This is a genomic window from Acinetobacter sp. MD2(2019), assembly GCF_035615615.1.
In the GTDB taxonomy this organism is placed as follows: domain Bacteria; phylum Pseudomonadota; class Gammaproteobacteria; order Pseudomonadales; family Moraxellaceae; genus Acinetobacter.
Genome location: NZ_VTDU01000002.1, coordinates 185748 through 203616 on the forward strand (window position 1 = coordinate 185748; position 17869 = coordinate 203616).

Genomic DNA, 17869 nt, shown 5'->3' on the forward strand with positions numbered 1-17869 from the left:
TTAAACTAAAGCCTTGTTCAACAACAAGGCTTTTTTATTGGCGCAGGCATTTAAGCTCGCTACAATCTACATAAGCATGACGAGAGTAAGCCGCAATGTCTTTATCCCTTCCAGAATCTTACCAATGGGTGGATTGTAAGTTTGAGCAACATGCTGAAGAAATTTTAGCGATTTGGAACCACGAGATTTTACATAGCACGGCGCTGTATGAGTCAGAACCACGGCAACTTGCCATGGTTGAAGCTTGGTTTCAAAGTAAACAACAGCTCAATTTCCCTGTAATGGGTGTGGTTGCACCAAATGGTGAGCTAGCCGGTTTTGCAAGCTTTGGACATTTTCGCCCGCAGCCGCTTTCTCACTCCACAGTTGAGCATTCAATTTATATTCAAGCGCAGCACCAAGGTTTAGGTTTAGGCAAACGGTTATTGACTCAACTCATCCAAGCTGCTCGCCAGCAAAATTTTCATGCTCTGATTGGGGTGATTGATGCAAAAAACACTGCCAGTATTGTTTTACATCAAAAATTAGGTTTTCAACATGTCGGCTCTATGCCACAAATTGCCAGAAAATTTAACCGCTGGTTAGATGCAGAATTTTATCAACTTTTACTTTAAAGCGATTGATTCGAGCTTAAGGCCAGACCATCTGCCAATACCTGAAACACTTTGGCATTTAACGATTGTGCAACATTAAAACGTAAAAACTGCTCGGCATGTTCAGAGCGACTAAAAGCATGCCCCGGCGCTAGAATGACGCCATGCGCTAAACAGTATTGTAACAGCTGTTCGGAATTCACCCCTTGCGGCAGCTTACACCAAATTAGCATTCCGGCTTTAGGAACCATCCATGGATGAATGTCTAACAACGCCAGTTGTTGTACGCTATACGTCATGGCTTGAGCCAAACTTTTCTTCAGCCACTCTAAGTATTTATTGTACTGACTGCCTTGTAAAACTTGATAAATTACCGCGGCATTAAAATGGTCATGGTTTAAAGTGGTGGCCACTTTTAAGTCAAGCAAAGGTTCTATCCATGCAGGGTCTGCCACAATATAGCCACAACGAATGGCAGCAGAAATGGTTTTTGAAAAACTACCAATTTGCAAAATCTGTGCAAAACCGCCCAATGCAGCATAGCGTGGTGCCGGGGAATATTCTAAATCGGCAAAAATTTCATCTTCAATAATTAAAAATTGACACTGTTCGGCCCATTTCAAAATTTGATACGCAGTTTGTAGTGATAAACTCGCTCCAGTTGGATTATGCAGTCCGGAATTGGTGATATATAAACGCGGTTGATGCTGCAATGCCTGTTCAAATGCCTGTAAATCTGGCCCTGTTGGGGTAAATGGCACCGCAACGGTTTTCACGCCATGCACATTCAATAAGGCTTGAAAATTAAAATAGCAAGGATCATCGATTAAAACGGTATCGCCTGATTTTAAATACAGCCGACAAATCAAATCTATCGCATGCGTTCCACTTTCAACCAATAACACTTGATCGGGATGTGCAATCACGCCAACACTATCTAAACGCCGAGCAATCATTTGCCGTAATTCTGGTAAACCCAGCGCAGTTGCGTAATTTAATAACGCATTGGCATCGCCACGACTGACTGTGCGGATGGCTTTTCTGACTAATTCTTCAGGCATCCATGCACTGGGTAGCCAGCCACAACCAGGTTTTAATACATCGTCCGATGCATCGAGCGATTGTCTTGAAATCCACAAAGGATCGACTGTGCGATCGAACTGTGGCTGATATGGACTCAATAAATACGGCTGCAATGCAGACTTGACAAAAAAACCTGCGCCCTGCCGAGCCTCTAAAACATCTTGTGCAACTAAACGCGCGTAGGCCTCAACCACCGTTGAAACCGAAACGTGCTGTTGCTGTGCAAGGCTTCGCACCGAAGGTAATCTCGAACCCGAAATCCAAATGCGTTGTTCAATTTGCTGTTCAACCCAAAGCATGAGCTGCTCAATTTTGCTTTTTTTCGCTTTATTTTCCATAACAATAGAATAAATTGAACCAGTACAGTAACTTCAAATTGTATTGTAGTGTATCTCGTCAGGCAACACGATTCATCTTATAAAAGACAGCATAACTGGCTGGAGAACAACAATGCAATACAAACTCAATGGATGGATTAGTGGTTTCATTGGCGTGATGATCTTTTCAGGTTCACTGCCCGCAACCCGCTTAGCAATTATGGGATTTTCACCTGAATTCTTAGCGTTTGGACGCGCCGCGATTGCCGGAACAATTGCCCTGATCGCGCTCAGTTTACTCAAACAACCCAAACCGAATTTTAGCCAATTTAAAGCGTTATTTATGGTGACTTTAGGCGTGGTGATCGGCTTTCCCTTGTGTACATCGATTGCTTTACAAACCATCACCGCATCTTACTCGGTGGTCTTTGTGGCAATTTTACCTTTAGCCACAGCTTTTTTTGCCCTGCTACATGGCGAACAACGCCCACCTTTGCAATTTTGGATTTTTGCCATGCTCGGCAGCACGATTGTTATGATTTTCGCGTTCACACAAAGCGGTCCGTCACATACACTTGCAGGGCAATTATGGATGCTGGCTGCCATTTTACTGTGTGGATTAGGCTATGCAGCCGGTGGAAAATTATCGCGTGAATTGGGTGGCTGGCAAGTGATTTGCTGGGCGTTGGTGTTGGCATTACCGCTCACTTTGGTGCTGAGCTATTCTTATTTTCCCCAGAACCTCAGTCATATTTCAGTTTCAGCCTTATTGGGTTTCTTATACGTTTCGCTATTTAGTATGCTCATTGGCTTTGTATTTTGGTATCACGGTTTGGCCACTGGTGGCGTTATTGGTGTAGGGCAATTACAACTGATTCAACCGTTTTTAGGCTTAGTGTTGTGTGCCGTTTTATTGCATGAACAGATTAGCTTAAGTATGATTATTTCTGCAAGTTTGGTTATTTTATGTGTGTCCTATGCCCGCAAAGCCATTAATGCACCGGTTTTATCCAAATAAACCCCATAAAAAAAAGAGGATATGAAAAGTTGACATATCCTCATCATCACAACATATTGCCATTAAACGTCGTCAAACAGACCATCAAATAACACTGAAGATAAATAGCGTTCACCACCATCGGGTAAGATCACCACAATGGTTTTTCCTGCATTTTCAGGACGTTCAGCCAATTCTGCAGCGGCGGCCAATGCAGCACCACATGAAATCCCCACCAAAATTCCTTCTTGGGTTGCAGCTTTTCGCGCCCATGCCACAGCATCCTCACTTGTGACCGGAATCACTTCATCAACCAAGGTTAAATCGAGGTTTTTAGGAATAAAGTTTGCACCAATACCTTGAATTTTATGCGGTGCAGGCGTAATGGCTTCACCGTGTTTGGTTTGGGTAATAATTGGCGATTCGGCAGGTTCTACCGCCACTGAATATAACGGCTTGTTTTTAGTTTGTTCAAAATAGCGCGAAATTCCGGTAATGGTTCCGCCAGTGCCGACCCCTGCCACTAAAATATCGACATTACCACCGGTAGCTTGCCAAATTTCAGGGCCTGTGGTGTCTTGATGAATTTGTGGATTGGCTGGATTTTCAAACTGCTGTGGTAAAAAATACAGTTCAGGTTGCTCGGTGGCCAAGCGTACCGCTTCGTCTACCGCGCCTTTCATGCCTTTTGCAGGTTCAGTTAAAACCAAATTTGCACCCAATGCTTTTAGCACTTTTCGGCGTTCTAAACTCATACTGGCAGGCATGGTTAAGGTAATTGGATAACCCTTTGCCGCAGCCACAAATGCCAAAGCAATGCCTGTATTGCCACTGGTTGGCTCGACAATATGCATGCCTGCTTTTAACGTACCACGTTTTTCCGCGTCGCTAATTAACGCGGCACCCACACGGCATTTCACTGAAAATGCAGGATTTCGGCTTTCAATTTTTGCCAAAACTGTTGCACCGCCTTGAATAATTCGATTAATTCGAACTAACGGTGTGTTACCAATCGCTTCAGCATTATTGGCATATACCGCAATGCCTAAATTGTCAGGGGTTGGAAATTGTGCATCGGTGGTCATGAGTTATCCTTAAATTTAATTCGTTTAATATGGATAAAATCATAAACCTTTTTAATTCACAATCTCAAATAAAAATGGTCGTTTGTTATGAATATTGATGATAAGTATTTTCAGTTCTGTGCTAAACCCCATTGAACCTAAAATAATTTTTAAAGCTTAAACATCGATGATTCTCAATGACGATTCTGACTCAGCCAGAATTAACGCTTTAACTTTAATCGCTTTTTCAAAATGATCCAATTTCTGCGTCATAATCCACCAAGTCGCCGCTTCCATAAGAAGCTCTGGATCATCATTCTTATTTTTAAAAAAAGCATAAAAAGATAAGCCGACATTAGCGCCTTTTTTATCAATTTTTTCATTGCATCCATGAATAAACCTTTCTCTTAGTTCTGGCCGCACAGTATGTCTCGCTAAATTTTATATAAATATCATGTTTTTAAACTGATCAAAATTTATCGTTTAATAATGTCATTAGGCGTTAAATAAATTTCTGATTCTTCACCTTGTACAGTAGCTTTTAATTTTTTTGAGATATCAATCATTTTTTTAATCGCTTCAGGTGTAGGATTTTTGGTGAGTAAGTCACAAGCATTATAGTCATACCATAAAGAAAACTCCTGCCCACCAAGAGATACAAGAAAGTCATCTTCTGAATTTTGAATATCTACTTTTATTGTTGGATCAGATTTTAAATATGTATTCCATTCTTCCTTAGTAATACATTTACCATCATTCAGGTAAAATTCTTTTTTTGTTATATAGATATTATAGCCAGCATAGCTAATTGGACTAATCATTAAAAGGATCGGAATAATACATTTGAACATTGGGTTAAGAGCCTATAAAGGAATTAGAATTTAATTTTCCTAAGATTAACATCATACACCTTACAAAAATTATCATGTCAGCCACATTTAACATATATGATTCGTAACGAGTCAAATACCATCACCACAAAAACGATAATCAAAACCAATCCAACCAAAAAAAGACGCCCTCAGGCGTCTTTTTTATTCAAACAGTTAAACTTAGAACTGTTCTTCGTTTAATGCTTGGCTAAATGCTTGATCTACATCACTAAAGTCGTTATGTAGTTCAAATTCAGCCGCTTCTGCTTCTTGGCGACGACGCTCTAAATGATACGCCAAACCAGTACCCGCAGGAATCAAACGACCTACAACCACGTTCTCTTTCAAGCCACGTAAATCATCTTCTTTACCTGTTACAGCCGCTTCAGTTAACACACGCGTTGTTTCTTGGAACGATGCAGCAGAGATGAACGAGTCAGTTGAAAGCGATGCTTTGGTAATACCCATCAATTGACGCTCAAATTTCGCAGGGAATTTGTTTTGCGCAGCAACTGCTTGGTTTTCACCCACAACACGGATGTAATCGACTTGTTCGCCTTTAATGAAGCTTGTATCACCGCCATCGGTAATATCAACTTTACGCAACATTTGACGTACGATCACTTCAATGTGCTTGTCGTTGATTTTTACGCCTTGTAAGCGGTAAACGTCTTGTACTTCATTTACGATGTAGTTAGTTAACGCAACTTCACCTTTCAAACGTAAGATGTCATGTGGGTTTTGTGGACCATCAGAAATGGTTTCACCACGGTTCACATGCTCACCTTCGAACACGTTGATTTGACGCCATTTTGGAATCAATTCTTCGTAGATCTCAGAACCATCGTCTGGTGTAATCACTAAACGGTTCTTACCTTTGGTCTCTTTACCGAAGCTAACCACACCTGAAATTTCAGCAAGGATGGCATGTTCTTTCGGCTTACGTGCTTCGAATAAGTCAGCTACACGCGGTAGACCACCGGTAATGTCACGAGTACGTGAAGTTTCTTGTGGTACACGACCAATGACGTCACCCACACCAATGGTTTCGCCATCACGGACAGTCACAATGGTGTTTTGTGGCAAGAAGTAGAACTGTTCTGTGCCGTCTGCTGTGTCTAACACAATTGCAGGACGCATATCTTTACCAGAAACAGGACGTGCTGTTACAGGCAAGATTTCAACAGTCGTCATACCGGTTGCATCGTCAGTTTTCGAGGTTGCAGTCGCGCCATCAACAATCTGGCTGAAACGTGCTTTACCTGCAACTTCGGTCACAAGTGGATGTGTATGCGGATCCCAAGTCGCCACAATACCGCCCGCTTCTACAGCTTCGCCATCTTTAAGTAAGATTGACGCACCGTAAGGCAGTTTATAACGCTCGCGCTCACGACCTAAGTCATCGGCAATACCAATTTCACCTGAACGTGAAACAGATACCAAGTGACCTTTAGCGTGTTGTACAGTTTTCACGTTGTGGAAACGTACAGTACCTTTGTTACGCACTTGAACGCTGTTTGCAGCAGAAGTTCGGCTTGCAGCACCACCCACGTGGAACGTACGCATGGTTAACTGTGTACCCGGTTCACCAATTGACTGTGCAGCCATTACACCTACAGATTCACCTGGATTCACCAAGTGACCACGTGCAAGGTCACGACCGTAACATTTCGCACATACGCCAAATGTAGATTCACACGCAATGACAGAACGTACTTTAACTTCATCGACACCCGCTTCTTCAAGCTGCGCTGCGATTTTCTCGTCAATTAACGTACCGCGTGGTAATACCACTTCATCGTCAGATGCGCGGCGCACGTCTTCTGCCGTTACACGACCCAATACGCGGTCACGTAATGGCTCGATCACGTCACCACCTTGAATGAATGGTGTCATCACCAGACCACCAGCAGTACCACAATCTGGCTCTGTGATGACTAAGTCTTGTGCAACGTCAACCAAACGACGCGTCAAGTAACCCGAGTTCGCAGTTTTAAGTGCTGTATCGGCCAAACCTTTACGCGCACCGTGCGTTGAAATAAAGTACTGAAGTACCGTTAAGCCTTCACGGAAGTTAGCTTTAATCGGTGTTTCAATAATCGAGCCATCTGGTTTTGCCATCAAGCCACGCATACCTGCAAGCTGACGAATCTGTGCCGCACTACCACGGGCACCCGAGTCAGACATCATGTAGATACTGTTGAACGATTTTTGCTTCTCGTCTTCACCTTGTTTGTTTTTAACATTGGTGAAAGACAAGTTATCCATCATCGCTTTGGCAACTTGGTCGTTGGTACGTGCCCAAATATCGACCACTTTGTTATAGCGTTCGCCGGCAGTTACGAAACCTTGTTCGAACTGTTGTTCGATTTCACGGACTTCTGCTTCTGCTTTGTCAATAATCGCTTGTTTTTGCGGTGGAATAACCATGTCTTCCATACCAACAGAAACACCTGAACGTGTTGCTTGGCGGAAGCCGAGGTACATCAATTGGTCAGCGAAGATAACAGTGTCTTTCAGACCTAATTTACGGTAGCAGGTGTTGATTAATTTCGAGATGTTCTTTTTGGTCATCTCAAGGTTAATCATCTCGAAGCTTAAGCCTTCAGGAACGATTTCCCAAAGTAAGCAACGACCCGGTGTGGTATCCACAATAATGGTTTGCTTTTCACGACGACCATCTTCATCAATCACAGTTTGGTGTACACGTGCTTTTACGCGCGCGTGAATGTTCACCTGACCGGTTGCGAGCGCACGGTTCACTTCGTGTGTATCTGCAAACACCATGCCTTCACCTTTGGCATTTACCGCATCACGCGTGATGTAGTAAAGACCCAATACAACGTCCTGAGAAGGAACGATGATTGGCTCACCATTGGCAGGTGACAAGATGTTGTTGGTCGACATCATTAACGCACGTGCTTCAAGCTGAGCTTCGAGTGTTAATGGTACGTGTACCGCCATTTGGTCACCGTCGAAGTCGGCGTTAAACGCAGCACAAACGAGCGGGTGAAGACGGATTGCCTTACCTTCAATAAGAATCGGTTCAAACGCTTGCAGACCCAAACGGTGAAGGGTTGGCGCACGGTTCAACATCACAGGATGCTGACGAATCACCGATGCTAAAACGTCCCAAACTTCTGGCGTTTCGCGCTCAACCATTTTCTTCGCAGCTTTAATGGTGGTTGCTTGGCCAGAGGCTTGTAATTTTGCAAAAATAAACGGCTTGAACAATTCAAGTGCCATTTTTTTCGGTAAACCACATTGGTGCAAACGTAAAGATGGACCAACGGTAATTACAGAACGGCCAGAATAGTCAACACGTTTACCCAATAAGTTTTGACGGAAACGACCTTGCTTACCTTTGATCATATCTGCCAAAGATTTAAGCGGACGTTTGTTCGAACCAGTAATTGCGCGACCACGACGACCGTTGTCTAACAAGGCATCTACAGACTCTTGTAACATACGTTTTTCGTTACGTACGATAATGTCTGGTGCAGCCAAGTCTAAAAGACGTTTTAAACGGTTGTTACGGTTGATCACACGACGGTAAAGATCGTTCAAGTCAGACGTTGCAAAACGACCACCTTCAAGTGGTACCAACGGACGTAAATCTGGTGGAAGTACAGGAAGTACATTCATCACCATCCATTCTGGCTTGTTGTTCGATTCTTTAAACGCTTCCATTAATTTCAAGCGTTTCGACATTTTCTTCAATTTAGTTTCAGAAGATGTCTGTGGAATTTCTTCACGTAAGCGAGAAATTTCGTTTTCAAGATCGATATCTTTTAACAAGTCTTGAACCGCTTCTGCACCCATTTTCGCAGTGAATTCATCACCGTGTTCTTCAAGTGCATTGAAGTATTCTTCATCGTTAAGAAGTTGATACTTCTCAAACGGTGTCATACCTGGGTCAGTTACAACGTATGATTCAAAATACAATACGCGTTCGATATCACGTAAAGTCATATCCAATAACAAACCGATACGGCTTGGTAATGATTTTAAGAACCAAATGTGTGCAACAGGTGACGCAAGTTCAATATGACCCATGCGGTCACGACGAACTTTAGCCGTGGTTACTTCAACGCCACATTTTTCACAAATGACGCCTTTGTATTTCATACGCTTGTATTTACCACACAAGCATTCGTAATCTTTGACTGGTCCAAAGATTTTGGCACAGAATAAACCATCACGTTCTGGTTTGAACGTACGATAGTTAATAGTTTCAGGCTTTTTAACTTCACCATGAGACCATGACTTAATCATTTCTGGTGACGCAAGACCAATACGGATGCGATCAAACTCTACAGGAGCATGACCTTCTGAGTCCGTCTTTTTGCGCATGATATCGAGCAAGTCTTTCAATTTTTTTCTCCGTGTGCCGAAGCAATTTCAGTGCTACGACTGGGTCACAAATATTGTTTTTTAACTGAAAATTCCCTCACAACCGCTTAAAGTATAAACCAGCAGTGGTGAGGGCGTTAATGGTTACTTAGTCACCATTTTTCAGTTCAATGTTGATACCTAAAGAACGGATCTCTTTGGTCAATACGTTGAACGATTCAGGCATACCTGGTTCCATATAATGGTTACCATCTACAATGTTCTTATAGATACGGGTACGGCCTTCAACGTCATCCGATTTCACAGTTAACATTTCTTGCAAGGTATACGCAGCACCATAAGCTTCAAGTGCCCAGACTTCCATCTCACCGAAACGCTGACCACCGAATTGTGCTTTACCACCCAACGGCTGTTGCGTCACTAACGAGTAAGAACCTGTCGAACGCGCATGCATCTTGTCGTCAACTAAGTGGTTCAATTTGAGCATATACATGTAACCTACAGTTACCGGACGGTCGAATTTCTCGCCTGTACGTCCGTCGTATAAGTCCATTTGACCGGTCTTAGAATAACCAGCAAGATCAAGTAACTCTTTAATTTGACCTTCTTCAGCACCGTCAAATACCGGAGTTGCTAAAGGAACACCTTTACGTAAGTTACCAGAAAGCTTCAAGATTTCAGCATCAGTTAAGGTATCAAGCTCTTCTTGCTCGCCACCCACTTTGTTGTAAATCTTGTCTAAGAAGCTGCGTAGCTCCGCCATAGTGCGTTGCTGCTGCATCATCTTGTCGATTTGCTCGCCCAGACCTTTTGCCGCTAAACCTAAATGCGTCTCAAGAATCTGACCCACGTTCATACGCGATGGTACGCCTAGCGGGTTCAATACGATATCAACCGGAACACCGCTTGCATCGTGTGGCATGTCTTCTACAGGCAGAATGTTTGATACAACACCCTTGTTCCCGTGACGACCCGCCATTTTATCACCCGGTTGGATGCGACGTTTAACAGCCAAGTAAACCTTAACAACTTTCAATACGCCAGTGGTTAATTCATCACCCGTAGAAAGTTTGCGTTTTTTCTCAGCAAATTTCTCATCAATTTCAATGCCCTTTTCTTTTAAGAACACTTGAATTTGAGATAAACGCTCAGCAATTGCTTCGTCAGTTGGTTGGATGTCTAACAAATCAACCAATTCTAGACCAGACAATACCGCATCAGTCAGTTTGTCGCCGCGTTTCGTTGTACCGCCACCATTTGATTCTTGGCCATTCAACAAACGGATCACACGTTCACGCGCAGCTTCTTCGAAGATTTTATATTCTTCTTTTAAGTCTTTGCGGTACGCATCTAACTGAGCTTTTTCAATTGCTTGCGCACGTTCGTCTTTTTCTAAGCCGTCACGTGTAAACACTTGAACGTCAATGACTGTACCTTTAGTGCCAGACGGAACACGTAAAGATGAATCTTTTACGTCAGCCGCTTTTTCACCGAAGATTGCGCGAAGCAATTTTTCTTCAGGGGTTAATTGCGTTTCACCTTTAGGCGTAACTTTACCAACAAGGATATCGCCCGCAGTCACTTCAGCACCGATATACACGATACCTGATTCGTCAAGCTTAGATAATGCAGCTTCACCTACGTTAGGAATATCGGCAGTAATTTCTTCTGCACCTAACTTGGTATCACGCGCAACACACGACAATTCTTGAATGTGAATTGAGGTTAAACGGTCTTCTTGAAGGACACGTTCAGAAAGTAAGATCGAGTCTTCGTAGTTGAAGCCGTTCCATGTCATGAACGCAACACGCATGTTTTGACCCAATGCCAACTCACCGCCATCGGTAGATGGACCATCAGCCAACACATCACCACGACCAACTTTATCACCCAAGTTCACAAGAACTTTTTGGTTGATACAAGTGTTTTGGTTTGAACGTGTGTATTTGATCAAGTTATAGATATCAACGCCCGCTTCACCCGCGATCATTTCATCTTCATTCACACGAATAACCACACGTGATGCATCTACAAATTCAATCACACCACCACGGCCTGCAATCACACATACACCAGAGTCACGCGCAACGTTTGCTTCCATACCTGTACCTACAAGCGGTTTGTCCGCAAGTAAAGTCGGCACAGCCTGACGTTGCATGTTTGAACCCATCAATGCACGGTTGGCGTCATCGTGTTCAAGGAATGGAATCAGTGATGCTGCAACAGATACAACCTGCTGTGCAGAAACGTCCATATGCGTGACTTTTTCAGGCGGCATACGAATAGTTTCACCTTGGTGACGAACGGTAACCATTTCATCAATCAAGTTGTCATCGGCATCTACTGCTGAGTCGGCTTGTGCAATCACAGTGCCCACTTCTTCAATTGCAGATAAGTATTCTGTTTCTTCAGTTACACGGCCATCAACCACTTTACGATATGGTGTTTCTAAGAAACCAAAATCGTTCGCTTTAGCGTATACAGAAAGCGAGTTGATCAAACCAATGTTTGGACCTTCAGGGGTTTCAATCGGACAAACACGACCATAGTGTGTATGGTGTACGTCACGTACCTCAAAGCCTGCACGTTCACGCGTTAAACCACCTGGCCCAAGTGCTGATACACGACGTTTGTGTGTAATTTCAGACAATGGGTTGTTTTGGTCCATGAACTGTGACAATTGGCTTGAACCAAAGAATTCTTTGATTGCCGCTGCAACAGGTTTGGCATTAATTAAATCTTGTGGAGAAAGGTTGTCTGTTTCAGCTTGACCCAAACGCTCTTTCACGGCACGTTCAACACGTACTAAACCAACACGGAATTGGTTTTCTGTCATTTCACCAACAGAACGTACACGACGGTTACCCAAGTGGTCGATATCGTCGACTTCGCCTTTACCGTTACGGATTTCAATCAAAGTACGCAATACATCGATGATATCGTCATTTGACAAGATACCTTCAACTTCACGTGATTTTTGATCTGTACCGACTTCGTAAGGACGACCCAAACGACGGTTGAACTTCATACGACCTACAGGTGACAAGTCATAACGTTCTGAAGAGAAGAACAAGTTGTTGAACAAGTTCTCAGCAGCTTCTTTCGTTGGTGGCTCGCCTGGACGCATTACTTTGTAAATTTCAACCAAAGCTTCGTCACGGTCACGGGTTAAGTCAGCACGTAAGCTGTCTGCAACAAATGAACCACGGTCGATGTCGTTAGTGAACAGCATATTAAATTGTTTAACACCACCTTCAACAAGCTTCACCATCACTTCATGGCTAAGCAAGGTGTTTGCTGCAATCACATCACCATTACGTAAAATGATGTCTTCAGCAACAATGCGCTCGTACAAGTATTCATCTGGAACTGAAAGCTTAGTTAAGCCAGCAGCTTCCATTTGACGCACGTGACGCGCGTTAATACGTTTACCTTGTTCTACAATCACTTTACCGCTGTTGTCGGTAATATCAAATTGTGCCATTTCACCGCGCAGACGATCTGGAACCAATTCAATTTGATAGCTACCCATGTCTAAATACACGGGTACTTTTTCATAGAACATGTCTAGAATTTGTGAATCTGTGTAATTTAAAGCACGTAAAATAACAGTCGCTAATAATTTACGACGACGGTCAATACGGACATAGACCAAATCTTTGGCATCGAATTCGAAGTCTAACCATGAACCACGGTAAGGAATAATACGCGCAGAATATAAGGTTTTATTGGCGTGGGTTTTGCCTTTGTCACTATCAAAGAACACACCAGGTGAACGGTGTAATTGAGATACGATGACACGCTCAGTACCATTGATAACAAAAGTACCGTTATCTGTCATTAATGGGATTTCGCCCATGTAGACTTCTTGTTCACGAACATCTTTAATCGATTTCGTTTCACGATCTTTAATGATCAAACGAATCTTAACGCGCATTGGTGCCGCATAAGTTGAGCCGCGAAGAATACATTCACGTACATCAAACTCAGGTTTACCAAGGCTATACTCAACAAATTCTAAGGCAGCATTTCCAGAATAACTTTCGATTGGAAAAACTGAACGAAATGCGGCTTGGAGACCGAGATCCTCACGATTTTTGGGAATTTTACCATCTTGTAAAAACGTCCGGTACGAATCGACTTGAATCGACAGTAAGTACGGAACGTCCATCACTTTGGGCAAATTACCAAAATTCTTACGGATCCGTTTTTTTTCGGTATATGAGTATGCCATCTGGAGTCCTCGGAAAGTACAAAACTAAACCCGCCTGCAGTTCGGGTTTAGATGAAATTAGCAGGCCGATATGGCCACCACTACTTACAAATCTGCAAATGAGAGTGGTAAAAACGCTTAGCAATGTCTTTTTTAGGCACAAAAACATTGCTAAGCGTTTGAATACTTACGTTATTTTACTTAAAAGCATCATTTTTACTCAATTTGAATAAAAATCGAGCCGACTATTGTAACGCAAAAAGGCTGATGACCCAAGAGCCATCAGCCATTTTTCGGAGTCAATTTGCAAAAATCAACTCCGCAAAGAAATTACTTAAGAGTAACTGTAGCACCAGCTTCTTCAAGTTTCTTCTTAAGTTCTTCGCCTTCTTCTTTAGAAACAGCTTCTTTAAGAACAGCAGGAGCGCCTTCTACAAGATCTTTCGCTTCTTTAAGACCAAGGCCAGTTGCTTCACGAACTGCTTTAATAACAGCTACTTTGTTAGCACCGAAAGAAGTCAACTCAACGTTGAATTCAGATTGTTCTTCAGCAGCAGCAGCAGCGCCAGGAGCAGCAGCTACAGCTACAGCAGCAGCAGATACATTGAATTTTTCTTCGAAAGCAGAAATTAATTCAACAAGTTCAAGAACAGTTTTTTCAGCAACTGCGTTTAAGATTTCTTCGTTAGTTAAAGCCATGAGAGTAACTCCAAATGGGTATTGAATGATGTGTGTGTATGTGTGAGCTTATGCAGCTTCTGACTCGTTTTTCTCTTTGAGCGCTGTAATAAGGCGACCCAATTTCGAAACAGGAGCTTGAAGAACAGAGGCAAGCATAGTAAGCGCTTTTTCTTGGTTTGGAAGATTCGCAATAACGCTAATTTCAGCACCTTGATAAACTTTGCCGTCAAATGCAGCAGCTTTTAATTCAAATGCTTTGTTAGTTTTTGCAAATTCTTCAAACAAGCGTGCAGCTGCACCCATGTCGTCTTCAGAAGTTGAGAAACCGAGAATGGTTGGGCCAACAAGGTTGTCATTTAAGATATCAAACTGAGTACCTTCTAATGAGCGCTTAGCCAAAGTGTTACGTACGATACGCGTAGTTACACCAAGCTTACGAGCTTCAACACGTAATTGTGTTAATTGCTCAACGCTTGAACCTTGATAGTTAGCCACAACAACAGAAAATGCTTTAGAAGCAACTTCGCTTACTTCAGCAACAATCTGTTTTTTGCCTTCGATAAGAAGAGCCATTGTAAAACCTCCTAACGGTGATTTATGTACCTAAACAGGCACACTCCCAATTCGTAAGCCTTTCGACTTACACGCGGAGGAGGAACAAATCACACCACCGCGTCTACTCAGGTAACATTAAGATAAACGCAAGCATTCATCACCTGAGGTCTTTGACGCTGGCAAATTTACATTTACCAATTCAAAGTCCGCCTGCAAACACTTTTTACTTTTAGCAAAAAGAGATTTGCAGACCTTTAAAAATTCGTTTAACTAAAAGATTAGTTAGATACGTTGTTTACATCAACAGTCAAGCCAGGACCCATAGTTGAGCTAAGCGTGATTTTTTTGATATAAACACCTTTAGACGTTGCAGGCTTTAAACGTTTCAAGTCAGCAACTAAAGTCTCAAGGTTTGAACGGATCGCTTCAGCAGTAAAGCCGACTTGACCAATTGCAGCGTGGATGATACCCGCTTTGTCTACACGGTAACGTGCTTGACCCGCTTTCGCGTTACGTACAGCACCAGCTACGTCTGGAGTTACTGTACCCACTTTAGGGTTTGGCATTAAACCACGTGGACCAAGAATCGTACCTAACTTACCTACAACGCGCATTGCATCTGGAGCAGCAATTACAACGTCAAAGTCTAAGTTACCCGCTTGGATGCTTTCAGCAAGATCGTCAAAACCAACGATGTCTGCGCCTTCAGCTTTAGCAGCTTCAGCAGCAGCGCCTTGAGCGAATACAGCAACACGTACAGTTTTACCAGTACCTGCAGGTAAAGTTGTCGCACCACGAACCACTTGGTCCGATTTACGTGGATCAACACCTAGGTTTACCGCAACATCCAAAGATTCTTTGAATTTAGCAGCAGGAAGGCTAGTTAAAACTTGTACTGCTTCTTCCAAAGTATAAACTTTGTGCGCTTCTACAGCAGCAGCAATGGCTTTTTGACGTTTAGTTAACTTTGCCATGTCTTATAGCTCCACTTCCAAGCCCATAGAACGTGCAGAACCAGCGATGGTACGAACACGTGCGTCTAAATCAGCACCAGTTAAATCTGGCTCTTTAGTAGTCGCAATTTCTTCTAATTGAGCACGAGTCAACTTACCAACTTTAGTTTTGTTTGGTACAGATGAGCCCTTTTGAATACCAGCAGCTTTCTTAAGAAGAATAGATGCAGGTGGAGTTTTCATGATGAAAGTGAACGACTTATCGTTGTACACAGTGATCACGACAGGAATTGGCAAACCAACTTCAAGTTTTTGTGTAGCAGCATTGAATTCTTTACAGAATGCCATGATGTTTACACCACGTTGACCTAAAGCAGGACCAATTGGTGGAGATGGATTCGCTTTACCAGCTGGAACTTGCAGCTTGATATAGCCGTCAATCTTCTTAGCCATTTCAATTACCTCTGGGTACAAACGCCGTTAGGCTCCCCAATTTTCATTCACAGTGCAAAATACACTGTAATAACAATGCCCGATAAATCGGGCGTTTTTCATCCAAAACAGATTAAATCGTTTTTTCGACTTGGCGAAATTCGAGTTCAACCTGCGTTGGACGATTAAATACGTTAATTGTCAACGTTAAACGTGACTTCTCGTATTGAACTTCTTCCACCACACCTTTAAAGTCTGTGAATGGACCGTCAATAACCAATAATTCTTCACCTGGTTCAAACATCGTCTTAGGACGAGGTGCTTCACCAGTATTACGCACACGAGCAAGAATCGCATCTGCTTCTTTTTGCGTAATTGGCGCAGGTTTTTCAGGTGTACCGCCAATAAAACCAAGAACTTTTGGACATTCTTTAACAATGTGCCAAGTATCTTCATTCATATCCATTTCGACTAACACATAGCCTGGAAAGAATTTACGTTCTGATTTACGCTTTTTACCATCCTTCATTTCTACGACTTCTTCAGTCGGAACAAGGACTTCGCCAAAGCTATCGGCAACAGCACTACGCTGGATTCGATCATTCAGTGAACGCATCACTTGCTTTTCATAACCCGAATAGGCGTGAATAATATACCAACGTTTCATAGCTTCTTACCCGATAAACAACTTCACTAACCAGCCCAAAGCGTAGTCACAACACCACAACACAATAGAAGCGATAAACACAACTAGCACCACTTGCCAAGAAGTTGTTACCGTTTCTTGCTTGGTTGGCCAAGTTACTCGACGTAATTCTACGCGCGCATCCTTCAGCAAACGAATAAATCCTTTGCCTTGGTGGGTGGCGTATAATAAACCTAAAGCGACAATGATACAAGCAGAAATTACCCCGACCCGCACCCAAACACCATTGGCTGGCGCCCAATAAGCAGGTAAGTACTGATTTACCAACGTTGCCGAAATTAGCAAAATAAGAGCAATAATCCAAAGAACCACATCTAGCAGAGAACCAGAACGGACAACTTCAGAGGTGGTATTTCTTTGCGGAATTGGCGCATTATTCAATGCGTCACGCGATTGATCATTCGACATGGGTTTACTCGTCGTAGAATTTGCGACTTATTATAAGACAATTTAGCCAGCATCTTATAAGACAATTTAGCCAGCATCAAGTTTCAATTTTTGAAAAATGAAGTAAAAAAAGAGAATTTCTAACTTTTTAGAAATAAAAGATCAAAACCCTACAGTTAAAGTACTGACCACAACATAAAACAAACCGAGAACCTAAGTTCTCGGTTTACACAATTTAGTACCAGAATTATGCAGTTACTTTCGCAACAACACCAGCACCTACAGTACGACCACCTTCACGGATCGCAAAACGTAGACCTGGGTCCATTGCGATTGGGTGAATGAGTTCTACTGACATTTCAACGTTGTCACCTGGCATTACCATTTCAACGCCTTCTTTCAACTGGATTGCACCAGTTACGTCAGTTGTACGGAAATAGAATTGTGGACGGTAACCGTTAAGAAACGGAGTATGACGACCACCTTCGTCTTTAGAAAGTACGTATACTTCTGCGTCGAATTTAGTGTGCGGCTTGATTGTACCTGGTTTAGCAAGTACTTGACCACGTTGTACGTCTTCACGCTTAGTACCACGAAGAAGAACACCACAGTTCTCGCCTGCACGACCTTCGTCAAGCAATTTACGGAACATTTCAACGCCAG

At 42.8% G+C, this 17869-nt stretch carries 15 protein-coding genes; 2 read left to right on the forward strand and 13 right to left on the reverse strand.

What is annotated here, in order from left to right:
* Nucleotides 1-95 precede the first annotated feature (95 nt).
* Nucleotides 96-614, forward strand: a complete 519-nt coding sequence (locus tag I2F62_RS02280) for a GNAT family N-acetyltransferase (protein ID WP_324625403.1) — start codon at nt 96-98, stop codon at nt 612-614.
* On the opposite strand, the gene I2F62_RS02285 is transcribed toward I2F62_RS02280, so the two are convergent.
* The gene (locus I2F62_RS02285) at nt 611-2014 is read right to left on the reverse strand and encodes a PLP-dependent aminotransferase family protein (RefSeq protein ID WP_324625404.1); all 1404 of its coding nucleotides are present in this window, start codon (nt 2012-2014) and stop codon (nt 611-613) included. The two genes, I2F62_RS02280 and I2F62_RS02285, sit on opposite strands and share 4 nt — an antisense overlap.
* 112 nt (nt 2015-2126) lie before the next feature.
* On the opposite strand from I2F62_RS02285, the gene I2F62_RS02290 reads away from it, so the two are divergent.
* The gene (locus I2F62_RS02290) at nt 2127-3011 is read left to right on the forward strand and encodes a DMT family transporter (RefSeq protein WP_324625405.1); all 885 of its coding nucleotides are present in this window, start codon (nt 2127-2129) and stop codon (nt 3009-3011) included.
* A gap of 62 nt (nt 3012-3073) precedes the next feature.
* Here the strand turns inward: I2F62_RS02290 and cysK are convergent, their stop codons facing one another.
* The 12 genes from cysK to I2F62_RS02350 all read right to left on the reverse strand — a co-directional run.
* Nucleotides 3074-4075, reverse strand: coding sequence for a cysteine synthase A (cysK, locus tag I2F62_RS02295; RefSeq protein ID WP_324625406.1), 1002 nt, complete (start codon nt 4073-4075; stop codon nt 3074-3076).
* Between the two features lie 156 nt (nt 4076-4231).
* Nucleotides 4232-4477, reverse strand: coding sequence for a DUF6500 family protein (locus I2F62_RS02300; protein WP_324625407.1), 246 nt, complete (start codon nt 4475-4477; stop codon nt 4232-4234).
* 53 nt (nt 4478-4530) lie between these two features.
* A complete protein-coding gene (locus tag I2F62_RS02305; RefSeq protein WP_324625408.1) occupies nt 4531-4875 on the reverse strand; it encodes a hypothetical protein in 345 nt (114 codons plus the stop codon).
* 231 nt (nt 4876-5106) lie between these two features.
* Entirely contained in the window at nt 5107-9300 is a 4194-nt protein-coding gene (gene rpoC, locus I2F62_RS02310; protein ID WP_324625409.1) for a DNA-directed RNA polymerase subunit beta', read from the reverse strand.
* Nucleotides 9301-9427: 127 nt separating this feature from the next.
* The gene (gene rpoB, locus I2F62_RS02315; RefSeq protein ID WP_324625410.1) at nt 9428-13513 is read right to left on the reverse strand and encodes a DNA-directed RNA polymerase subunit beta; all 4086 of its coding nucleotides are present in this window, start codon (nt 13511-13513) and stop codon (nt 9428-9430) included.
* 309 nt (nt 13514-13822) lie between these two features.
* On the reverse strand, nt 13823-14191 hold the full coding sequence (gene rplL / locus I2F62_RS02320) for a 50S ribosomal protein L7/L12 (protein ID WP_324625411.1): 369 nt from the start codon (nt 14189-14191) through the stop codon (nt 13823-13825).
* Nucleotides 14192-14239: 48 nt separating this feature from the next.
* The gene (rplJ, locus tag I2F62_RS02325; RefSeq protein ID WP_324625412.1) at nt 14240-14746 is read right to left on the reverse strand and encodes a 50S ribosomal protein L10; all 507 of its coding nucleotides are present in this window, start codon (nt 14744-14746) and stop codon (nt 14240-14242) included.
* 260 nt (nt 14747-15006) lie between these two features.
* Nucleotides 15007-15702, reverse strand: a complete 696-nt coding sequence (gene rplA / locus I2F62_RS02330; protein WP_324625413.1) for a 50S ribosomal protein L1 — start codon at nt 15700-15702, stop codon at nt 15007-15009.
* Between the two features lie 3 nt (nt 15703-15705).
* The gene (gene rplK / locus I2F62_RS02335) at nt 15706-16134 is read right to left on the reverse strand and encodes a 50S ribosomal protein L11 (protein WP_004637639.1); all 429 of its coding nucleotides are present in this window, start codon (nt 16132-16134) and stop codon (nt 15706-15708) included.
* Between the two features lie 112 nt (nt 16135-16246).
* Nucleotides 16247-16780 (reverse strand): transcription termination/antitermination protein NusG, encoded by a 534-nt coding sequence (nusG, locus tag I2F62_RS02340; protein ID WP_324625414.1) that lies wholly within the window; start codon nt 16778-16780, stop codon nt 16247-16249.
* 6 nt (nt 16781-16786) lie between these two features.
* Nucleotides 16787-17227, reverse strand: coding sequence for a preprotein translocase subunit SecE (secE, locus tag I2F62_RS02345; protein WP_324625415.1), 441 nt, complete (start codon nt 17225-17227; stop codon nt 16787-16789).
* A 226-nt stretch (nt 17228-17453) separates the two neighbouring features.
* On the reverse strand, nt 17454-17869 hold a 416-nt coding region (locus I2F62_RS02350; RefSeq protein WP_324625416.1), incomplete at its 5' end, for an EF-Tu/IF-2/RF-3 family GTPase.